Annotated in this window: 16 protein-coding genes and 3 pseudogenes; 13 read left to right on the top strand and 6 right to left on the bottom strand. The window is 61.8% G+C overall.

All coding sequences use genetic code 11. From position 1 onward, the window contains the following. The coding region (locus AXW67_RS38705) for an acyl-CoA carboxylase subunit beta (protein WP_063682157.1) at nucleotides 1-1,523 on the bottom strand (1,523 nt) is incomplete at its 3' end. Between the two features lie 111 nt (nucleotides 1,524-1,634). Continuing rightward, a complete protein-coding gene (gene bioB / locus AXW67_RS38710; RefSeq protein WP_082908205.1) occupies nucleotides 1,635-2,630 on the bottom strand; it encodes a biotin synthase BioB in 996 nt (331 codons plus the stop codon). Nucleotides 2,631-2,902: 272 nt separating this feature from the next. Between bioB and AXW67_RS38715 the strand changes: the two genes are divergently transcribed. After that, on the top strand, nucleotides 2,903-4,354 hold the full coding sequence (locus AXW67_RS38715; protein WP_063682120.1) for a helix-turn-helix domain-containing protein: 1,452 nt from the start codon (nucleotides 2,903-2,905) through the stop codon (nucleotides 4,352-4,354). 256 nt (nucleotides 4,355-4,610) lie between these two features. On the opposite strand, the gene AXW67_RS38720 is transcribed toward AXW67_RS38715, so the two are convergent. Further along, nucleotides 4,611-5,012, bottom strand: coding sequence for a tripartite tricarboxylate transporter substrate-binding protein (locus tag AXW67_RS38720; protein WP_145928159.1), 402 nt, complete (start codon nucleotides 5,010-5,012; stop codon nucleotides 4,611-4,613). Nucleotides 5,013-5,636: 624 nt separating this feature from the next. Here AXW67_RS38720 and AXW67_RS38725 point away from each other — a divergent pair. Continuing rightward, complete coding sequence (locus AXW67_RS38725; RefSeq protein ID WP_347336778.1) at nucleotides 5,637-6,512, top strand: catalase; 876 nt, start codon at nucleotides 5,637-5,639, stop codon at nucleotides 6,510-6,512. An 8-nt stretch (nucleotides 6,513-6,520) separates the two neighbouring features. Here the strand turns inward: AXW67_RS38725 and AXW67_RS42535 are convergent. Continuing rightward, nucleotides 6,521-6,757, bottom strand: a pseudogene (locus AXW67_RS42535) (helix-turn-helix domain-containing protein); the annotation flags it as partial. 304 nt (nucleotides 6,758-7,061) lie between these two features. Between AXW67_RS42535 and AXW67_RS38735 the strand changes: the two are divergent. The 10 genes and pseudogenes from AXW67_RS38735 (at nucleotide 7,062) to AXW67_RS38780 (ending at nucleotide 16,933) form a co-directional block, all read left to right on the top strand. After that, on the top strand, nucleotides 7,062-8,015 hold the full coding sequence (locus AXW67_RS38735; RefSeq protein WP_063682124.1) for a helix-turn-helix domain-containing protein: 954 nt from the start codon (nucleotides 7,062-7,064) through the stop codon (nucleotides 8,013-8,015). A gap of 52 nt (nucleotides 8,016-8,067) precedes the next feature. Beyond that, nucleotides 8,068-9,018 (top strand): helix-turn-helix domain-containing protein, encoded by a 951-nt coding sequence (locus AXW67_RS38740; RefSeq protein ID WP_063682125.1) that lies wholly within the window; start codon nucleotides 8,068-8,070, stop codon nucleotides 9,016-9,018. A 101-nt stretch (nucleotides 9,019-9,119) separates the two neighbouring features. Beyond that, entirely contained in the window at nucleotides 9,120-9,404 is a 285-nt protein-coding gene (locus AXW67_RS38745) for a hypothetical protein (RefSeq protein WP_063682126.1), read from the top strand. A 116-nt stretch (nucleotides 9,405-9,520) separates the two neighbouring features. Continuing rightward, the gene (locus AXW67_RS38750; RefSeq protein ID WP_063682127.1) at nucleotides 9,521-10,726 is read left to right on the top strand and encodes an NAD(P)/FAD-dependent oxidoreductase; all 1,206 of its coding nucleotides are present in this window, start codon (nucleotides 9,521-9,523) and stop codon (nucleotides 10,724-10,726) included. 76 nt (nucleotides 10,727-10,802) lie between these two features. After that, nucleotides 10,803-11,597, top strand: coding sequence for an acetoacetate decarboxylase (locus tag AXW67_RS38755; protein WP_027555528.1), 795 nt, complete (start codon nucleotides 10,803-10,805; stop codon nucleotides 11,595-11,597). A gap of 32 nt (nucleotides 11,598-11,629) precedes the next feature. After that, nucleotides 11,630-12,805, top strand: a complete 1,176-nt coding sequence (locus AXW67_RS38760) for a patatin-like phospholipase family protein (protein ID WP_063682128.1) — start codon at nucleotides 11,630-11,632, stop codon at nucleotides 12,803-12,805. Nucleotides 12,806-12,838: 33 nt separating this feature from the next. Continuing rightward, a complete protein-coding gene (locus AXW67_RS38765; RefSeq protein WP_145928160.1) occupies nucleotides 12,839-13,987 on the top strand; it encodes an HlyD family secretion protein in 1,149 nt (382 codons plus the stop codon). A gap of 35 nt (nucleotides 13,988-14,022) precedes the next feature. Then, nucleotides 14,023-15,633, top strand: a complete 1,611-nt coding sequence (locus AXW67_RS38770) for an MDR family MFS transporter (RefSeq protein WP_063682130.1) — start codon at nucleotides 14,023-14,025, stop codon at nucleotides 15,631-15,633. Between the two features lie 29 nt (nucleotides 15,634-15,662). After that, nucleotides 15,663-16,107 (top strand): annotated as a pseudogene (locus AXW67_RS38775) (carboxymuconolactone decarboxylase family protein). A gap of 43 nt (nucleotides 16,108-16,150) precedes the next feature. Next, nucleotides 16,151-16,933, top strand: a complete 783-nt coding sequence (locus AXW67_RS38780; protein WP_063682131.1) for a 3-hydroxybutyrate dehydrogenase — start codon at nucleotides 16,151-16,153, stop codon at nucleotides 16,931-16,933. A gap of 218 nt (nucleotides 16,934-17,151) precedes the next feature. Here AXW67_RS38780 and AXW67_RS44640 read toward each other — a convergent pair whose 3' ends face one another. Continuing rightward, a complete protein-coding gene (locus AXW67_RS44640; protein ID WP_063682159.1) occupies nucleotides 17,152-17,424 on the bottom strand; it encodes a hypothetical protein in 273 nt (90 codons plus the stop codon). A gap of 89 nt (nucleotides 17,425-17,513) precedes the next feature. Between AXW67_RS44640 and AXW67_RS38790 the strand changes: the two genes are divergently transcribed. After that, the gene (locus AXW67_RS38790; protein WP_063682132.1) at nucleotides 17,514-17,744 is read left to right on the top strand and encodes a helix-turn-helix domain-containing protein; all 231 of its coding nucleotides are present in this window, start codon (nucleotides 17,514-17,516) and stop codon (nucleotides 17,742-17,744) included. A 152-nt stretch (nucleotides 17,745-17,896) separates the two neighbouring features. Here AXW67_RS38790 and AXW67_RS38795 read toward each other — a convergent pair. Next, a pseudogene (locus AXW67_RS38795) lies at nucleotides 17,897-18,576 on the bottom strand (DUF932 domain-containing protein); the annotation flags it as partial. Nucleotides 18,577-18,882 lie beyond the last annotated feature (306 nt).

An 18,882-nucleotide genomic window follows, 5' to 3' on the forward strand; every position in this document is an offset into this window, starting at 1 on the left:
GGCAAATTGTCGTGCTTCTTCGCCGGCATTTCCGTCTTCTTGTCCTTCAGCATCGCCAGCGCACGGGCGATGCGGCGGCGGGTCGAGTGCGGCATGATGACGTCGTCGATGTAGCCGCGTTCGGCGGCGATGAAGGGAGACAGGAAGCGGTCTTCGTATTCCTTGGTGCGCGCGGCGATCTTGTCGGGGTCGCCGATGTCGCCGCGGAAGATGATCTCGACCGCGCCCTTGGCGCCCATCACCGCGATCTGGGCGGTCGGCCAGGCGTAGTTCATGTCGGCACCGATCTCCTTGGACGCCATGACGTCGAAGGCACCGCCATAGGCCTTGCGGGTGATGATCGTCACCAGCGGCACGGTGCACTGCGAATACGCGAACAGGAGCTTGGCGCCGTGCTTGATCAGACCACCATATTCCTGCGCGGTGCCCGGCAGGAAGCCCGGCACGTCGACGAAGGTGACGATCGGGATGTTGAAGGCGTCGCAAAAACGAACGAAGCGCGCGGCCTTGCGCGAGGCGTCGGAGTCGAGCACGCCCGCCAGCACCATCGGCTGATTGGCGACGAAGCCGACGGTCCGGCCGGCGATGCGGCCGAAGCCGGTGACGATGTTCTTGGCGAAAGCTTCCGCGATCTCGAAGAAGTCGCCCTCGTCCACGACCTTCAGGATCAGCTCCTTCATGTCGTAAGGCTTGTTCGGATTGTCGGGGATCAGCGTGTCGAGCGACATGTCGACGCGGCCGATGTCGTCGAAGCTCGGCCATTCCGGCACGCCGTCGGTGTTGTTCGACGGCAGGAAGTCGATCAGCCGGCGCATCTGCAGCAGCGTCTCGACGTCGTTCTCGAACGCACCGTCCGCGATCGAGGAGCGCGTCGCGTGCACGGAAGCGCCGCCGAGTTCCTCCGCGGTGACGACCTCGTTGGTGACGGTCTTCACCACGTCGGGTCCGGTGACGAACATGTAGCTGGTGTTCTTCACCATGAAGATGAAATCGGTCATCGCCGGCGAATAGACGTCGCCGCCGGCACAGGGGCCCATGATGACGGAGATCTGCGGGATCACGCCCGAGGCGAGCACGTTGCGGCGGAAGACGTAGGAATAACCCGCGAGCGCCGCGACGCCCTCCTGGATGCGGGCGCCACCCGCGTCATAGAGGCCGATGATGGGCGCCCTCGCCTTCATCGCCATGTCCTGCAGTTTCGTGATCTTCAGCGCGTGGGTCTCGGACAGCGAGCCGCCGAACACGGTGAAGTCCTTGGCGAACACGAAGGTCTTGCGGCCGTTGACGGTGCCCCAGCCGGTGACGACGCCGTCACCGGGCACCTTGGTCTTCTCCATGCCAAACTCGGTGGAGCGGTGCTCGACGAACATGTCGAACTCCTCGAACGATCCCTTGTCGAGCAGCAGTTCGATACGCTCGCGCGCCGTCAGCTTGCCGCGGGCGTGCTGCGCCTCGATGCGCTTTTCCCCGCCGCCGAGCCTGGCGCCGGCACGTCTATCTTCGAGTTCAGTCAATGTAGTCACGGCAGCGTACGTCCTCACGGTCAGGTCCGACTTGGTGCGAACCAAGAAAAGCGCTCTTTACAGAATGGATGTAGGGCAACAGTCCATTTTGCCGATGATGCGACGCAATCGTCAATCCAGCCTGGAGTTCATGCCAAGCCGCTCCAGAAGACTTGCATCCCGATCGCGTTGCGGATTCTTCGTTGTGAGCAGTACGTCGCCGATGAAGATCGAATTCGCACCAGCCAGGAAGCAAAGCGCCTGCAGCTCATCGGTCATATACTGGCGTCCGGCCGACAGCCGAACCACCGCGCGCGGCATCAAAATGCGGGCGACCGCAACCAACCGCACCACCTCGATCGGATCGGGACGCGCTGCGGTTTCCGCAACTGGAACACCCTTGACCTCGTTCCAGAGGTTGATGGGTACGCTTTCGGGACGGAAGGGCAGATTTGCAAGTAATACGAGCATGCCGAGCCGATCTTCGATTCCCTCGCCCATTCCGATGATTCCCCCTGCACAGACGCTGATGCCGGCGTGGCGGACGCGCTCCAGCGTGTCTAGGCGATCCTGCAGAGTACGGGTGGTGATGATCTTGTCGTAGAACTCGGGCGAGGTGTCGACGTTATGATTGTAGAAGTCGAGGCCCGCAGTCGCGAGCCGTTCGGCCTGTTCGGCCGTCAGCATTCCGAGCGTGACACAAGTTTCGAGACCTAGCCCCTTCACCTTGGTCACCATATCGCAAACGCGATCAAGCTCGCGGTCTTTTGGGCTACGCCAGGCGGCAGCCATGCAGAATCGGGTCGCACCGGCGTCCTTGGCACGCTGCGCGGCAGCAATTACGTCGGCCTGATCCAATAAACGAGTTGCACCGACGCCCGTATCGTAACGCGCGCTTTGCGAACAGTATCCGCAATCCTCAGGACAACCGCCGGTCTTGATGCTGAGCAAGCTCGCGAACTCTATAGTGTTCGGATCGAAGTTGCTTCGATGAGTGCTCTGGGCACGGAAAACGAGATCGGAAAAGGGAAGATTGTAGATCGCCTCGGCTTCGGAGCGGGTCCACTGGTAATGAACTGCTCCCGTGGGGGCAGCGCTATCTTCGTAGGCTCGGTCAATCACGCTCATAATTACTCGTCTTCTCAGCGCCGCCATTGATCCTGGAAACGAACCGCGGCCTCTGCGATGATCCACCAAAGCCTCACAAGCCAACAGTACCGACGGCTGAATCCCCCAGAGGTCACCTGCTCCCGAGATGCAATCCCCACCGGGGTTGAAGGCATCAGCAGCCTTTGCAACTCAGTCGGATGTATGCAAAGTTAGCAAATTATTCGTCGCAGGAGGACTAGAGAAGTGCTCATTGTTGCTGACTTCGCGCTGCTTTTTGTAAAGTTTGCAAAGTGACGAAGCATCACAAGATCTTTGCCGGCGACCGGCTGCGGCGGCTGCGCGAACAACGCGGGACGACGCAGGCGGAACTCGCCGGCGGTCTTGGCATTTCGGCAGGCTATCTGAGCCAAATGGAGGGGGATCAGCGGCCAATCACGCGCAGGCTGCTAATGCGGCTCAGCCGGCTGCTCGGCATTGAACCGAACTATTTCGCAGCCGATGACGACTTGCGGCTCGCAAGCGAACTTCGCGAAAGCGCCAGCGACCCGCTGTTCGGATCAGCCATTTCGGCCGACGAGGCGAGCGCGGCGGTCCGGGTCGCACCCGACATCGCGCAGCGTTTTCTCCATCTCTACCGCGGCTATCTTGCGCTCGAAGAAGAGCATCGCTCCCTACAAACGCGCGTCGCGCAGAACGACGTAGGAGCCGCCAGTCGCTTTCCCTACGATGAGGTCCGGGACTGGGTGCAATCAAAGCGGAACTATTTCGATGCGCTTGACCGCGCCGCCGAGAGACTCGCCGAAGCACGAAATTTTCACCCCGAGAACCGCAGCGAGGACTTCATCAAGTACTTGCGCGACACGTATGGGATCCGAACGGGGCAAGCTCGAGAGGATCTTGGTAAGGGGATGATCTGGCGGCTTGATAACAACGCCAAGACGCTCTTTCTGTCTGAAGATGCCCCCGTCGAAAGTCGGATCTTCTGGGTCGCTCACGTCATCGGCCTCCTTGAGCAGCGGGACAGCATCGAGCGGCAAATCAAGCAGGCACGACTGAGCAATGAGGAGGCTGCATCGCTGGCACGCGTTGCTCTCGCCAACTACTTTGCCGGCGCTCTGGTCATGCCTTACGAAACATTCCTCGCCACCGCGCGCGACGTTCGCTACGACATCGAACGCCTTCAGCGACGCTTCGTCACGAGCTTCGAACAGGTATGCCATCGCTTGAGCACGCTTCAACGGCGAAGCTCACCGGGAATTCCGTTCTACTTTTTGAAGATCGACATCGCCGGAAATGTGCTGAAGCGCAGCAGCGCCACCCGTTTCCAGTTCGCCCGCTTCGGAGGTCCCTGCCCCCTGTGGAACGTGCACCAATCGTTTTCGCATCCTGGCCGCATCCTGGTCCAGTTGGCTGCCACGCCGGATGGGACGAGGTATCTCTCCGTGGCTCGAACCGTGAGCCACTCGGCAGGCTCCTATCTCAGCCGCCCGCGCGCGGTTGCGGTCGGACTGGGATGCGAAATTGCCTATGCAAGCGAGACGGTCTACTCGAAAGGCCTGGACTTGGACGATCTCGATTCGACCGATCCTATCGGCCCGGGATGCCGAGCATGCGAACGCAAGGATTGTCGTCACCGAGCGCTACCGCCGATCGGACATCCACTTGACGTGGGCACAATCGAAAGAGGAGTCGTCCCGTATCAAATCGACACCAAAATTCCGCGAACCGGGCGCATCAGATGACAGCGCAGAGCCGACGAACCTTGGTAGCCGGGGCCGCTATCGCTACATCCACTATTTCGGAGACCCTGTTTTTTGTCGGAGAGCAGTTTAACTCGGAATGTCCGTCTCGATAGTGCGCCGGATCCCGCCGTTTACGGCGCTTCCCTCGCCGCCTAAGAGCAACTGAATAGGTTCCGTCACTGATCGACGATCACTTCTGGCTGTGACTTGAAATCTCGTCGGTGCTGACCGCACGGCCGTCACGGAAGGCGCCATCTTACCAGGCTGCCACCGTGTAGCATTGCAGCCCTTCGACATTTGCCAAGTTCTGTTTCGCGTATGCGATCAGCTCGGAGACTGAATTGATCGGCAGCAAGCGGTTCACCTCGAGCACGCTCGGCGACGATGCGACCAAGCTGACTGGAGCAAGGTCCTTCACCGGGTCATTCGGCAGATTCTTGTAGAGGCTCGCATTGATGCCGTGCGTCGCCACGGTAGCCAGCGGCAGTGTGTAGCTGTCCCGCGCGGAACGCGCCTCCGCATCGGAGCCGATATTGCCGCCTGCTCCGGGTCGATTGTCCACGATGACTGGTACGTTCGAGGCCTTGCTGGAGCTGAACCAGCGATAGACCGCGGGCCTAGAGCATCGATGCGGGAGGCACAGAGTGGCCCTGGCCATTCCTTGCGACGCAGGATATCGATCTCGAACCTACCCGCGCCCGCTTCTCCTTGTGTCTTCCACTTCTTGTCCGCATGGTAGATAGTTGCGGCGTTCGCGCTTCTCCGGGCATAGGCCGGCAGAAAGAAGGCCTGCCGCCGTGCGCGCGGGGCCGCGCCATTCGCGATGTCGCTCACCTGGCAGCAATCCCTCTGCAATGGGATCAATTGCTATGGGGCAGCGCTGGGCGCGCTCACTACCATCACTGTTTCGACGCCAGCAACGGACGGAGAGACAATGATGGCCTGGAAGAGCTTCGTCAACCAATCCGCGACACTTGCATCGCGGCCGAGGGTCCTCAGAACCACCTTCATGTGCGCCCTCTCGGCGACGGTTCGCCTCACTTCATTAGCCGATGAAGCAACGAAGATTCCGGCGCTACCGGCTCACACGCACAATCCCCTGGTTTCAATCATGACCGGGGACGGCGCTCCGATCTTCTGCAGGGGGTGGAGGCCGAAGCCGGTCCAACGGGTTGTCATTCAAAGCCCGAGTGGCTGCCGCGCGTGGCCGCTTTAGCAAGACGCTGGACATATCGCCATGATCCGGGTCACAGCCGCCACGCTCGCGTCAATCATCCATGCCATGAAAACGACCGCTGGTGCTTCGCCGAAGGTACGCGCGAGCTTCGCCAATGGCCGATGCGTCCGGGGCACCTACATCCCGTCGGATCGGGCCGACGAGATTACGAGGTCCCGGAGCTTTACGAGACCATCGCGCGTGCTTGCGCGCTTCTCCGAAAACGCCGGCAATCCCAGCATATTGGATGCCGGCGACCTCGCGCTGCGCGGCTTCAGCTTCAGGCTCGGCGACACCAACCATCGATCGGACGTCCTCACGCAGAGCGCTCCCGTTCATTACGCGAGGACGCTCCGCCAGATGCTGGCGTTCCTCAAGGCGCGCATTCCGGGACCGGACGGAAGGCAGGACCTGGAGGAACTCGAGGCGTTCTCCGCCGCCTATCCTGAAACGCTGCATCAGGCGGACTACATCACAGCCCATCCGCAGCCCCCGAGTTTCGCCGGCACGACCTACTGGGCCGTCCACGCCTTTCCCGCAACGAATTCGAAGGGCGAGACGCAATTCATCAAATTCAAGGTAGTCCCGGTCGGTAGCGAGCTTGCGCTGGCCGAGGCTGAGGTCCGGACGCAGTCCGCCAACGTCCTTTACGACGATCTCGAAAGAAGGATCGCTACGGGCGATGTCCGGTTCAGCCTGATGGCACTGCTCGGACGTCCCGATGACCCAACGCTGGATGTCACGATGCGATGGCCGGACGAGGACGGCCGTGAAGCAGTGAGGCTCGGAACAATCGTGATCACTGGTCTCGAAGCGAACGCGGTGTGCGATTCATCGGTTTTCAATCCGGCGACTCTCGCCGAAGGCATTGGTTATCCGCCGGATGAGATCTTTGCGGCGCGCCGCGCCGCGTACGCCATTTCACTGGTGCAGCGCCGCTGATCAGACGATCACGTCTCGTTGTCCCTGACGCCAAGCACCTCGCGGCGCCATGTCGCCGGGCTCACGCTGACCTGCGCCGAGAACGCTTTCGTCAGGTGGCTTTGGTTGGCGAACCCGACCGATATCGCATTCTCGGACAGCGGCAGGTCGCGCACGCTCATCAACTGCTTGGCCGCCTTCACGCGCTGGCGAAGCGGGCATTGATGCGGCGGCAGGCCGGTGGAAACGCGCAATGCACCGAGAAAAAGCCATTTTCGGAAGTAATTTCAAGGCAAAACGCGCCGGGCTGCGACTTTAGGCCTGCCGGCGGTCGTGAGCAACTGCCCAGGGCAGCCGATCACAAGATCTCGCACGCAAGTGCTTTGAGAGCAGAATTGGGAAAAGCCGAGCAGCTTCAGGAAAGACCCCGTAGTCCTGCGTGCCTAGAACCTCCGGCGAGAACTCGCGGCGCCTAGCGGCGCAATACCGGCACAAAAGAAGCGATGGCTTCTGGCCCGCAAGTCACGCCTGGCGACGCGAGTGCAAGGCCCCCTGAAGCGAGCACCTCCCATGAGTGAACCGATCTCGCACGATGCTGCGTATGAGAATCCTCCGGCGTCCGCTCACACGAGCCAGGACCAATCGCCGGCATCCAGGCGACGTGCCGCCGACGCAGAGATGGCGCGCGTCCTCCACACCACACCATTTCGCATGGCTTTGGACGCCTCCGGCGCGGGGATTGCCCACTGGAAACATGAGCCATTGCACGACGTCGTCGAGCCCATGAGCCACCACGTCATCATGGCTTACAACGGCTCGACGCAGCACATGGAGCGGCGGTCAGGAAGGTCGGTTGCGACCGGTACGTTTCGTCGCGGGGTCGTGATCATCATTCCGGAAGGATCAAGCTCCCGCTGGGACATTCCGAAACCTGTAGACGTCGTACAGCTCTATCTTCCTCACGCAACGCTAAAGCGCGTCGCCGACGAGGCCGTTACCGGCACACTGACCGATCTCCTGGAGCGAACGGCGCATCCGGATCCCATTACTTCCAGATTGCTCTTGAGCACGGTCAGCGCGCTGGAGGGCAATGGCGCCCTGGATAGTTTGTTTAGGCATCAGTTGATAGACCTCTTGGCCATGCGCCTCCTGGCTGCGCACACCGGCTCGCCAACCACATTCCAGCCGACCATCGGTGGGCTTTCGCCGAAGGTCCTGGCCCGTGCAATCGAACGCTTGCGCTCGGACAGTGATGCGGACGTCTCCCTCGATTCCCTCGCCTCCGATGCCGGTCTGTCGCGCTTCCACTTCTGTCGCGCCTTCAAGGAAAGCACCGGCCTTTCTCCTCATGCCTGGCTGCGCCAGCACCGGCTCGAGCAGGCCATGAACCTGCTCCGCGATACCGACACATCGATCGCCATGGTGGCAGCAGAGCTTGGCTATGCCTCGCAGACGGCCTTCGCCGCGGCGTTCAGGCGACTGAGCGGCGAAACGCCGAGCGATTGGCGACGACGCATGCGTTAACAACAATCGCTCTGCGGGGAGCGAAGCGCTTTCCGAATGCGAGGACAGCTCCATGAATAAACCGATCTTGCACGATCCCTTGGAGGCTCTGCTTGCCGCACCCAGTGCGCGCCATAGCGACTCGCCGGTCTCCGAGCGGCGCGCTGCCGATGTGGAAATGGCGCGCATCCTCAAGACCGCACCGCTCCAAATGGCTTCGGACCCTTCCAATGGCGGCATCTCGCATTGGAAGCATGGGCCTCTTCACGATGTGGTCGAGCCCATGACCGACCACGTCATCATGGCCTACCCCACAGGCGTTCAGCGCCTGGAGCGGCGCGCCGGGAAATCGGTTGCGATTGGAACGGCGCGTTCCGGAGTTGTGACGATCATTCCGGCGGGTTCAAGCGCCAGATGGGATATTCCCGGCCTAGTCGACGTCATCCAGCTGTATCTTCCGCAGACAACGCTCGAACGCGTTGCCCGCGAAGCCGAGGCGCCCGCTCCCAGCGATCTTCTGGAGCGCACCGGGCATCCCGACCCCGTCACATCCGGATTGCTGATGAGTGCAGCCGATGTGCTGGAGGGCAATGCGGTCCTGGACGCCCTGTTCAGGCAGCGACTGACAGATCTCGTGGCCACGCGCATCCTGGCTGAGCACACCGGTGTGCCAACCGCCTTCGAGCCGATCATGGGCGGGCTGGCTCCCCACGCTCTGCGACGCGCGATCGAACGTTTGCGTTCGGACAGCGATACTGACGTCTCTCTTGCGGCTCTGGCTTCGGACGCCGGTCTGTCCCGCTTCCACTTCTGCCGCGCCTTCAAGGAAAGCACCGGCCTTTCGCCGCATGCCTGGCTGCGCCAGCACCGGCTCGAGCAGGCCATGAACATGTTGCGCGATACAGACGCGTCGATCGCAACGGTGGCCGCAGAACTCGGCTACGCCTCGCAAACGGCCTTCACTGCCGCGTTCAGGCGATTGACCGGCGAGACACCGAGCGATTGGCGACGACGCACGCGCTAACAGCAATCACTCTGCAGGTAGAGCAATCGCTCTGGCGCAATTGCAGATCCGATCCGCTAGATGATCAGGGTGCCCACGCCTACAACCGGCGGAGACCAACGATGATCCGGAAAACCTTCGTCAGCCAAATCGCGATCAGACCGCGAAGTAGAGTGATCGCGACCGCACTCGTATACGGACTTTCACTGGCCGTGCGCTTCACCTCGGCGACCGGCGAAGAGGTGGAAATTCCGCTGCAGTCCTTGCCAACGGCGATGTCTACCATGACCAAGGACGGCGCCCAGCTCCCCTACGCCGACTGGAGCCCGAACGCCACCCAGTCGATTTTCCTTCGCCACGGCTGGCCGCTGCGAGCATCGTCAATGACGAGCTGCTCCTCGCCCTAAGAACTTACAATCTCGTTTCACCCCTTCACGCCATCGTCGATCGCAAGAAGTTCGCCGCGGAAGCGGCGGCGGTGGCGCGCGCACGCCCGAGAAAATCAACCACAGGAGTAAATCACATGCGACTTGTCATCATCGGCGCCGGCTTCGCCGGCATGTATGCCGCACTTTCCGCCGCCCGCCTGCGCGACATCCATGGCGCATCACCCGAGGAGCTCGAGATCGCGCTGGTCGCACCCGAGCCTACGCTGGTGATTCGCCCGCGCCTCTATGAGCCGAAGCCGGAGACCCTGACGGCGCCTCTCACCGATGTCCTGAAGGCCATCGACGTTGTCTACGTTCAAGGCAGCGCCGAGACGGTCGACACCAAGGCTCGCGCGGTCGGATTCCGCACTGCCGATGGCCGGCGCAAGCAGCTCCCCTATGATCGGTTGGTCGTGGCGACCGGAAGCCGGCTGTTCCGCCCGAATATTCCGGGCCTCGCCGAGCACGGCTTCAGCGTCGACCAGCTCGATGATGCGATTGCCCTCGACCGGCATCTGCATGGCTTGGCCGACCGGCCGGCAATAAACGGGCGCGACACGGTCGTCGTGGCCGGCGGCGGGTTCACAGGCATCGAGGCGGCCACGGAGATGCCGGCGCGGCTTCGTGCGATCCTCGGCAAAGATGCAAAGCCGCGCGTCATCATCGTCGAAAGGAATCCCGCGATCGCTCCCGATATGGGCGCAGATTCCCGCCCCGTCGTCGAGGACGCGCTGAAGAAGCTCGGTGTCGAGGCGCGGGTCGGTGCCGGCGTCGCATCGCTCGACAAATCCGGCGTCACGCTCTCCGATGGCGAACGCATCGAGGCCGAGACCGTGATCTGGGCGGCGGGCATTCGTGCCGCCCCGCTTACCGCGCAGATACCCGGCGAGCGCGACAAATCCGGCCGGCTGCTTGTCGACCGCGACTTGCGCGTGCCGGGGGTAGCCGGCGTCTTCGCCACCGGCGATGCCGCTCGCGCCGCATGCGACGATGCCGGCAACTACGCGCTGATGTCGTGCCAGCATGCCACGCGGATGGGCGCCTTTGCCGGCAACAACGCCGCCGCCGAGCTCCTGGGCGTGCCGACCAAGCCATATCACCAGAAGGCCTACGTCACCTGTCTCGACCTTGGAGAGGCCGGCGCGGTCTTCACGCGCGGCTGGGAGCGCAAAGTGGAGATAGTTGGCGATAAGGCCAAGAAGACCAAGCACGAGATCAACACCGTGTGGATCTATCCGCCGCGGCCTGAACGCGCCGCCGCGCTGGCCTCGGCCGATCCGGAGCACGTCACCGAGGTTTAGCTACCTCACGCGACTTGGGCCGCGCGCCTCAAAAACGCGCGCCCCACCCAAGCAGATCAATCTGGAGCTCACCACGATGAAACACGACACCGTGCGCGCCACAGCGTTCGCAATGCCACTGATGAACCCGGCATTTCCGCCCGGCCCATACCGCTTCGTCAATCGCGAGTACTTCATCATCCAGTACCGGACGGATCCCGAGCTACTGCGCCGGATCGTGCCAGAACCACTCGCGGTCGCCGAACCGGTGGTAAATTATGAGTTCATCCGCATGCCTGACTCGACCGGCTTCGGCGATTACACCGAAAGCGGTCAGGTCATTCCGGTGTCTTTTCAGGGTCAGGCTGGCAGCTTCACCCATCAGATGTTTCTCAATGACCATCCGCCCATCGCCGGCGGGCGGGAGCTGTGGGGTTTTCCCAAGAAGCTGGCGCAGCCGAAGCTCGCGGTCGAGATCGACACGCTGGTCGGCACCCTGAACTATGGCTCGGTCCGCATCGCGACCGGCACCATGGGCTACAAGCACCGGGCGCTCGACGCCGCAGTCGAAGCCAGGAAGCTCGCCGCACCGAATTTTCTGCTCAAGATCATCCCGCATGTCGACGGCACGACGCGCGTCTGCGAGCTCGTTCGCTTTCACCTCGAAGACATCACCGTGAAGGGCGCATGGACGGGGCCGGCTGCGCTCGACTTGTATTCGCACGCCCTGGCCCCCGTCGCCGAGCTGCCGGTTCTTCAAGTGCTGTCAGCCAAGCACCTTGTCGCCGACCTGACGCTCGGCCTGGGCACCGTGGTCCACGACTATCTGTCCCCAAGTCGGGCTGCACGACGGCTCGATTCCGAAATCTTGAGCGAAGCGAACGCTGGCTGATCGGATCGGCCGCAACATAAGGAGTTTGCAAAATGCTGAAGGTGATGCGCGAGCAAATCACGTCGGAGCCGCAGCAATCGAGACCGCGGCCATATGATGTGGTCGCCTTGGTGCTGCAGGGTGGCGGAGCCTTGGGAGCCTATCAGGCCGGCGTCTATGAGGGCCTGCATGAAGCAGGCATTCGGCCGAACTGGCTGGCCGGCATTTCGATCGGCGCGCTCAATGCCGCCATCATCGCGGGCTCGCCGGAAGCCGAACGGGTCGGGCGGCTGCGTGAGTTCTGGGAAACCATCTGCGCCTGCCCGGTGGGATGGCCCGCTGGCGAAGGGCTTGGCGATGCGTTGCCGTTCGCGTTCGACCTGCGCTCGCTGCAAAACACGTTTGCCGCGATGCGGGCCTTGTTCCACGGTCAGCCCGGCTTCTTCAAGCCGCGCTTCCCTTCGCCGTTCTGGTCGCCCTTCTCGGGTGATGCAGCAACGAGCCTTTACGATACGTCACCGCTGAGCCAGACGCTGGAGCGGCTCGTCGACTTCGACCGATTGAACTCGGGTGAGGTGCGCGTCAGCGTCGGCGCGGTCAACGTCCGCACCGGCAACCTCACTTATTTTGACACCGCCGAACGCCGGCTGACGCCGAAGCATTTCATGGCTTCCGGCGCCCTGCCGCCAGCATTTCCCGCCGTCGAAATCGAAGGCGAGCACTACTGGGATGGTGGCGTGGCCTGGAATACGCCTCTTTCTCGCGTGCTGTCCGGCGAGCCGGGCGAGACCCTGACCTTTCAGGTCGACCTCTGGTCCGCGAGGGGCCGCGTTCCCCACGACATGATGGAGGTGTCGAGCCGGCAGAAGGACATTCAATATTCGAGCCGGACGCGCGCCATCACAGATCAGGCGCTGCGGATGCAGAAGATGCGTCGGGCCTTGCAACGAACCATCGAAAAACTGCCGGAAAGCGCAAAGCAGGATCCGGAAATTCGGGCCATCGCGGATATGGCCCGTCATAGCTCTCACAACATCATCCACCTGATTTACCAGTCCAAGACCTACGAGGGGCAGTCAAAGGACTACGAGTTCGGGCTGAGCGCGATGCGCGCTCACTGGCAGAGCGGGCTGGAGGACATTCGCCGCACGCTGGCCGAGCCGCGCCGCTTGGACGTGCCGCCTCCCGAGCTCGGCATCGTCACGCATGACGTCCATCGCCGCGATTGAACTCAGCACCGTCTGCAAATTTCGGAGAAAGCCATGTCAACTCTTTCCTATGCGTCTGAGCAAGACGTCAAAACCGGCCTTCGCCCGTCGCGTCTGGCGATCCGGCGCGCAGCGCTCGCGTTCGCCGCGGCACTCGGTGTCGCCGGCGCTACCACCTTCGGCCACTACTACGTCACGACCGGTCGCTATTTGGAAACGACAGATGATGCCTATGTGAAGGCGGACTCCACGATCATTGCGCCGAAAGTCTCCGGCTACATTGCGGACGTTCTCGTCGCTGACAACGAGCCGGTGAAGGCCGGCCAGGTGCTGGCGCGGATCGACGACCGCGATTTCAAGACCGCGCTGAACCAGGCCAGGGCCGACGTTGCGGCATCCGAGGCCGCGGTAAAGAATCTCAACGCGCAGATCGAATTGCAGGAGCCGCTGATCCAACAGCAAGCGGCCGAGGTCGATGCGACCGAGGCCACTCTGACGTTCGCCCAGCAGGAGCGCGCCCGCTACGACAATCTGATGAAATCGGGCGCTGGCACAATTCAACGCGCCCAGCAGACCGATGCGGCGTTGCGCTCGCAGACCGCGCAATTGCAGCAAGGTAAGGCGGGATTGATCGCCGCCAACAAGAAGATCGAGGTGCTCTCGACCCAACGCGCCCAGGCGCTCGCCCAACTCGATCACGCCCGCGCACTCGAGCAGCAGGCCGCGCTGAATCTGTCATACACGCAGATCACCGCGCCCGTTGACGGCACGGTCGGCGCGCGCACGCTGCGCGTCGGCCAATATGTCCAGGCCGGTACGCCGCTCATGGCGGTGGTGCCGCTGGCCGCGGTTTATGTGGTCGCGAACTTCAAGGAAACCCAACTCACCCATGTGCGCAATGGACAGCCGGTCGAGCTTCGGGTCGACAGCTTTCATTCGACCAGACTGAAGGGCCATGTCGACAGCCTTTCGCCAGCAAGCGGCCTGGAATTCGCGCTGCTCCCGCCGGACAACGCCACCGGAAATTTTACCAAGATCGTGCAGCGCGTGCCGGTGAAGATCGTGCTCGACGACCGGCGCTTGAGCGGTCTGCTGCGCCCTGGCATGTCGGCGGAGCCGACCATCAATACCAAGTCGACTGTAGTCGCCGAACGCGACACCGAAAGGCGGCTCGCGTCGCGTAGAGGCGAGCCCCGCAGCTGAACAATGCATCCTCTCTTGCACGCCGGGAGACAGCCATGAGCACCTTGCAATCCGTCATCAAAGCCCCGCCCGCCAGCGAGGATCCGCTACCGGCTGCCGCTCCCGCCGTCTCCGCGAAAACCTGGCTCGCGGTGGTCGGGGCCACTCTGGGCGCGTTCATGGCGGTGCTCAACATCCAGATCGTCAATGCCTCGCTTGCCGATATTCAGGGCGGGATCGGAGCGGGCATCGATGACGGCGGCTGGATCTCGACTTCCTATCTAATCGCCGAGATCGTGGTGATTCCGCTTAGCGGCTGGCTCGCTCAGGTGTTCTCGGTCCGTATCTATCTTCTCACCAACGCGACCCTGTTCCTGGTGTTCTCGGCCGCCTGCGCGCTCGCGCAAAACCTGCCGCAGATGATCGCGCTCCGCGCAATACAGGGTTTTACCGGCGGCGTGCTGATCCCCATGGCGTTCACGCTCATTATCACGCTCCTGCCGAAGGCGAAGCAGCCGATCGGGCTGGCGATGTTTGCCATCTCCGCGACGTTTGCCCCCGCCATCGGTCCGACCATCGGGGGCTATCTCACCCAAAGCTTCGGCTGGGAGTACGTCTTCTATGTCAACATCGTACCCGGCGCGATCATGATCACCATGCTGTTCTTTTCGCTAGAGGCGACGTCCATGAAGCTGTCGCAGCTCGCGGAAGGCGACTGGGCTGGCATCATCACCATGGCAATCGGGCTCGCCGCACTTCAGACCGTCCTGGAGGAAGGCAACAAGGACGACTGGTTCGGCTCGCCATTCATCGTTCGGTTGGCGGTGATCGCTGCGGTTGCGCTGGCGCTGTTTCTCGCAATCGAGCTGACCGCAAAGAAGCCATTGCTCAACTTGCGCATCCTATTGCGCCGCAATTTCGGCTTTGGCGTGCTCGCGAATTTTTTGCTCGGCGTATCGTTGTATGGTTCCGTCTATGTCCTGCCGGTCTATCTGTCCCGCATCCAGGGCTACAACTCCGAGCAGATCGGCATGGTGCTGGCATGGACCGGCCTGCCGCAGCTCGTGCTGATCCCGCTGGTACCTCGCCTGATGAAGCGGTTCGATCCGCGTCTCGTGATCGGGGTCGGCTTTACCCTGTTTGGCGGCTCCAATTTCCTGAATATCTACATGACCAACGACTATGCGGCAGATCAACTGTTCTGGCCGAACGTCGTCCGCGCGCTTGGCCAGGCCCTGGTCTTCGCACCGCTGTCGAGCGTTGCGACTTCGGGAATGGAAGCGGAGAATGCGGGGTCGGCGTCAGCTCTGTTCAATATGATGCGCAACCTCGGCGGCGCGATCGGTATCGCTGCGCTGCAGACGCTCCTAACCAAGCGTGAGCAGTACCACTCCAACATCCTGATGCAATCGGTATCGATGTTCGAGCAGGCCACCCGTACCCGGCTCGATCAGCTCACGCAGTACTTCATGAGCCACGGCGTGATCGACCGCGTCGATGCCGTCCACCACGCCTATGTCGCGATTGGCAAGATCATCCAGAAGCAAGCCTTCATCCTCGGCTTCAGCGACACCTTCTATCTGCTCGGCGTCTCGCAGATCGTCGCCCTGATAGCGGCGCTCATGCTCACCAAGCCCGACCGCATCGACGCCGGCGGCGCCCATTGACCATCTTAAAACCCGAAAGGAGAACGACCATGGAACCCCGCATGAATTTCTACCAGGCCGCGCCTGAAAGCATCAAAGCTCTCATCGCCGTCGAGGCCCAGATCCAGTCATCCGGTCTCGAACAGGACCCGCGCCTCCCAGATCAACGGCTGTGCCTTCTGCATCAACATGCACATCCAGGATGCGCGCAAGCATGGCGAGACTGAGCAGCGGCTCTATCTCCTGAACGCCTGGCGCGAGGCGCCGCTCTATACCGATCGCGAACGCGCCGCGCTGGCCTGGACCGAGGCCGTGACGCTGATCCCCGAAACGCATGCGCCCGACGACACTTATGAAGAGCTCCGCAGACACTTTTCCGAGGCCGAGGCGGTGAACCTGACCATGCTGATTGGGACCATCAACGCATGGAACGGGCTCGCGAGCTCCTTCCGTGCGGTGCCACCGGCCAAAGCAATGGCGGCAGCGGCCACCTAACTCTGCGTAATTCGCTTTCTCAAACATCAAAAGGAATCTCACCATGCTGAAGGGAAAAGTAGCAATCGTCACCGGATCGACCAGCGGCATCGGGCTGGGCATCGCGAAAGAATTGGCCGAGCTCGGCGCCGACCTGGTGTTGAACGGCCTCGGCGACGCCGGCGAGATCGAGGCAATCCGGAGCGGCATCGAACGTGAGCACGGCGTCCGCGTCGTCTACGACGGCGCCGATATGTCGAAGGAACAAGCCGTGCGCGGACTGATCGCCAGAATGATCGAGCAGTTCGGACGTCTCGACATCCTGGTGAATAATGCCGGCATTCAGTTTACCGCGCCTGTGGAGGAGTTTCCTGCTGCCAAGTGGAATGCAATTCTCGATATCAATCTGTCCGCGGCGTTTCACGGAATTGCCGCGGCGGTGCCTCAGATGAAAAAGCAGCGTTGGGGACGGATCGTCAACATCGCTTCGACGCACGGCCTTGTCGCGTCAACACACAAGGCGGCCTACGTTGCGGCCAAGCACGGGCTGGTTGGTCTGACCAAGGTAGTCGGCCTGGAGACGGCCGGTAGTGGCGTCACTTGCAATACCGTCTGTCCCGGGTGGGTGCGAACGTCTCTGGTCGAAAAGCAGATCAGCGACATCGCTGCGCAGAAGCAAATAAGCCAGAGGGAAGCGGCCGAGGAGATTTTGGCTGAGAAGCAGCCGTCTCTGGATTTCGTCTCTCCCTCGCAGCTTGGGGGCACCGTGGCCTTCCTCTGTTCGCCTGCTGCAGACCAGATCACGGGCACGGCAATCTCGGTCGATGGCGGCTGGACCGCTCAGTAACGAAGCAAGCGCGGCCGGCATTGCCCGCGAGTTGTTCCATCTGTGTTACGGCACCTTAGCGGAAGGTACGGAACGGGACCGACGCGCCTTGACGCAATAGTTCTAATCGATTGGGTTGCAGGAAGACCCTAGTTTGGCACCACGTGGTGCTTCTGGCTGACCACGCACTGGCCGGAGAAGATCATTTCCAGAGGGATGCTTTAGCTGACGAACTTCTTCTAATTTGACCTTGAGCCGCGCAAGAGACGTCCCTGCTCGGTCATCCACTTAGCGCGTGCTAAATGACTCTGGTATGCGTTGCGCGCACGGTCCGGCTCACGCTCAGGATCGATATGCAGGACTATTCGAGCGACTTCCCGCCAGTCCGCGCCCTCACCCTCAGCTTGTAGAAGGCGAATGTACGTTACAACGTGCTCCTCATCGTAAGACGTCAGCAAAGACCCGGCGGGGGCCAGGTCAGCCACGTTAGGATCGAGCGGCGGGGTCTGCATGATCTTACGGTCGCGGAATCTACTATCTAACGGTTCTTTGTTAAGTATATCGAGGTGCAATATACTGAACAAGCGGCATCTTTGCCCGCATGGATTTGCGGGAGACATTCGCCACCAACTTGCGTCGTCTACGCAATGCGAGGGGATGGTCTCAAGACGAACTTGCTTTGGAAGCTAAGATAAGCAGGAGCTATCTGAGCCAACTGGAGAAGGGCGTATACCACGTCAGCATAAAGGTCATTGGCCGGCTTGCCGATAAGCTCGACGTCGAACCTGATGAGTTCCTAAAACGGATGGCAAGGAAAGGTCGCGCCAAATAGGCGCGACCTTCCGCGAGCCGGGCCGAAGGCCCGGCGAGCGCCGGACGCGGAGGCGTGTCATCGCCGCCGATCCGGCTTGCCGGGTCGGCGGCGATGCACTGGGCCTGGAAGCGAGGCCGCGCAACCGACGCCCGGTCACGCGGCCCATGTCCTCAGATTGCGCGCTCCATCAAGCGCTTCGCCTTGCCTTCCAGTTCAAGACGTGTGTCCTGATGAGCCTTGCCGCGAGCAAATGCGGTAATGCCCTGCACGAAATCAAAGATGCTTTCCGGCTTTCGATCTTCTTCGCCCAAAACGGTTTCAACAATTTTCGCGGTCTCGGATTTGGAAAACCCGCCCTTACGAAGGAACATCTCCCGGTCTTCGTCGGTGCGGGCAACGATCCGCTCCCGCGCCGCCTTGATACCGGCGACAAATGGCGCGGGCGAGGAATTGGCAAAGCTGGTCAGCGCCGGTGCCGCTTCATGGGCGAAACGTTGCGCGGCGAATTTCGAGTGCCGGATGGTGATCTCCTCGAAAGTCTCTACGCCCCAGAGATTGCGGTCATGCAGACAGCGCGGAGGTAGAAGCTCGCAATCCCCAGCGTCTTGCTCCCGACCTCACTATTCCATCAGTAGAGCCCCCGGAAATACAAATCCGGCGATCCATCGGCCAGGCGCCCCGCTTCGATCGGGTTGGTGTCGTCGACCAGAAACAGAAACACATCGCAGTCACTAGCGTAGAGCGTCATCGTATCTTTGGTCACGTCCACAAAAGGATTATGGGTCATGGTCGACCAGTCCATCACGCCCGGCACCTTCCACCGTGTATCGCCGGTGCCATTACCCGCGATAGGCTGCCGGCCGCACTGTCGAATGGTTTTATTGTACGGTCCCACGTCAAACGCGTCAGCTAGCCGAATCGGGAAGCGGTCGATCGACGACATACGCAGACCCCTCAAGTGGAACGAACACCGCCCAAGAAGCCGGCCACGTCCCGACAGCCCGGCGCTGCTACGACATCGGCGCCAAGCTGGCCCGCATCGCGACTTGGTCGTGACAATATAGAGCCCGTGATGCGGAAGGCGCCATCTCCGCTCGCCATGGCATTGCACGCTTGAAAAGCCTGGTTCGCGGCACGCAAGACCGCCTGGCGTCCC

This window comes from Bradyrhizobium neotropicale, assembly GCF_001641695.1.
Taxonomy (GTDB): domain Bacteria; phylum Pseudomonadota; class Alphaproteobacteria; order Rhizobiales; family Xanthobacteraceae; genus Bradyrhizobium; species Bradyrhizobium neotropicale.

What these genes read in the sequence shown, in the direction of transcription:
- bioB (WP_082908205.1), bottom strand. Translation starts at nt 2,630, where the DNA reads ATGAGCGTGATTGACCGAGCCTACGAAGATAGCGCTGCCCCCACGGGA.
- AXW67_RS38720 (WP_145928159.1), bottom strand. Translation starts at nt 5,012, where the DNA reads ATGGCCAGGGCCACTCTGTGCCTCCCGCATCGATGCTCTAGGCCCGCG.
- AXW67_RS38725 (WP_347336778.1), top strand. Translation starts at nt 5,637, where the DNA reads ATGAAAACGACCGCTGGTGCTTCGCCGAAGGTACGCGCGAGCTTCGCC.
- AXW67_RS38735 (WP_063682124.1), top strand. Translation starts at nt 7,062, where the DNA reads ATGAGTGAACCGATCTCGCACGATGCTGCGTATGAGAATCCTCCGGCG.
- AXW67_RS38740 (WP_063682125.1), top strand. Translation starts at nt 8,068, where the DNA reads ATGAATAAACCGATCTTGCACGATCCCTTGGAGGCTCTGCTTGCCGCA.
- AXW67_RS38745 (WP_063682126.1), top strand. Translation starts at nt 9,120, where the DNA reads ATGATCCGGAAAACCTTCGTCAGCCAAATCGCGATCAGACCGCGAAGT.
- AXW67_RS38750 (WP_063682127.1), top strand. Translation starts at nt 9,521, where the DNA reads ATGCGACTTGTCATCATCGGCGCCGGCTTCGCCGGCATGTATGCCGCA.
- AXW67_RS38755 (WP_027555528.1), top strand. Translation starts at nt 10,803, where the DNA reads ATGAAACACGACACCGTGCGCGCCACAGCGTTCGCAATGCCACTGATG.
- AXW67_RS38760 (WP_063682128.1), top strand. Translation starts at nt 11,630, where the DNA reads ATGCTGAAGGTGATGCGCGAGCAAATCACGTCGGAGCCGCAGCAATCG.
- AXW67_RS38765 (WP_145928160.1), top strand. Translation starts at nt 12,839, where the DNA reads ATGTCAACTCTTTCCTATGCGTCTGAGCAAGACGTCAAAACCGGCCTT.
- AXW67_RS38770 (WP_063682130.1), top strand. Translation starts at nt 14,023, where the DNA reads ATGAGCACCTTGCAATCCGTCATCAAAGCCCCGCCCGCCAGCGAGGAT.
- AXW67_RS38780 (WP_063682131.1), top strand. Translation starts at nt 16,151, where the DNA reads ATGCTGAAGGGAAAAGTAGCAATCGTCACCGGATCGACCAGCGGCATC.
- AXW67_RS44640 (WP_063682159.1), bottom strand. Translation starts at nt 17,424, where the DNA reads ATGCAGACCCCGCCGCTCGATCCTAACGTGGCTGACCTGGCCCCCGCC.
- AXW67_RS38790 (WP_063682132.1), top strand. Translation starts at nt 17,514, where the DNA reads ATGGATTTGCGGGAGACATTCGCCACCAACTTGCGTCGTCTACGCAAT.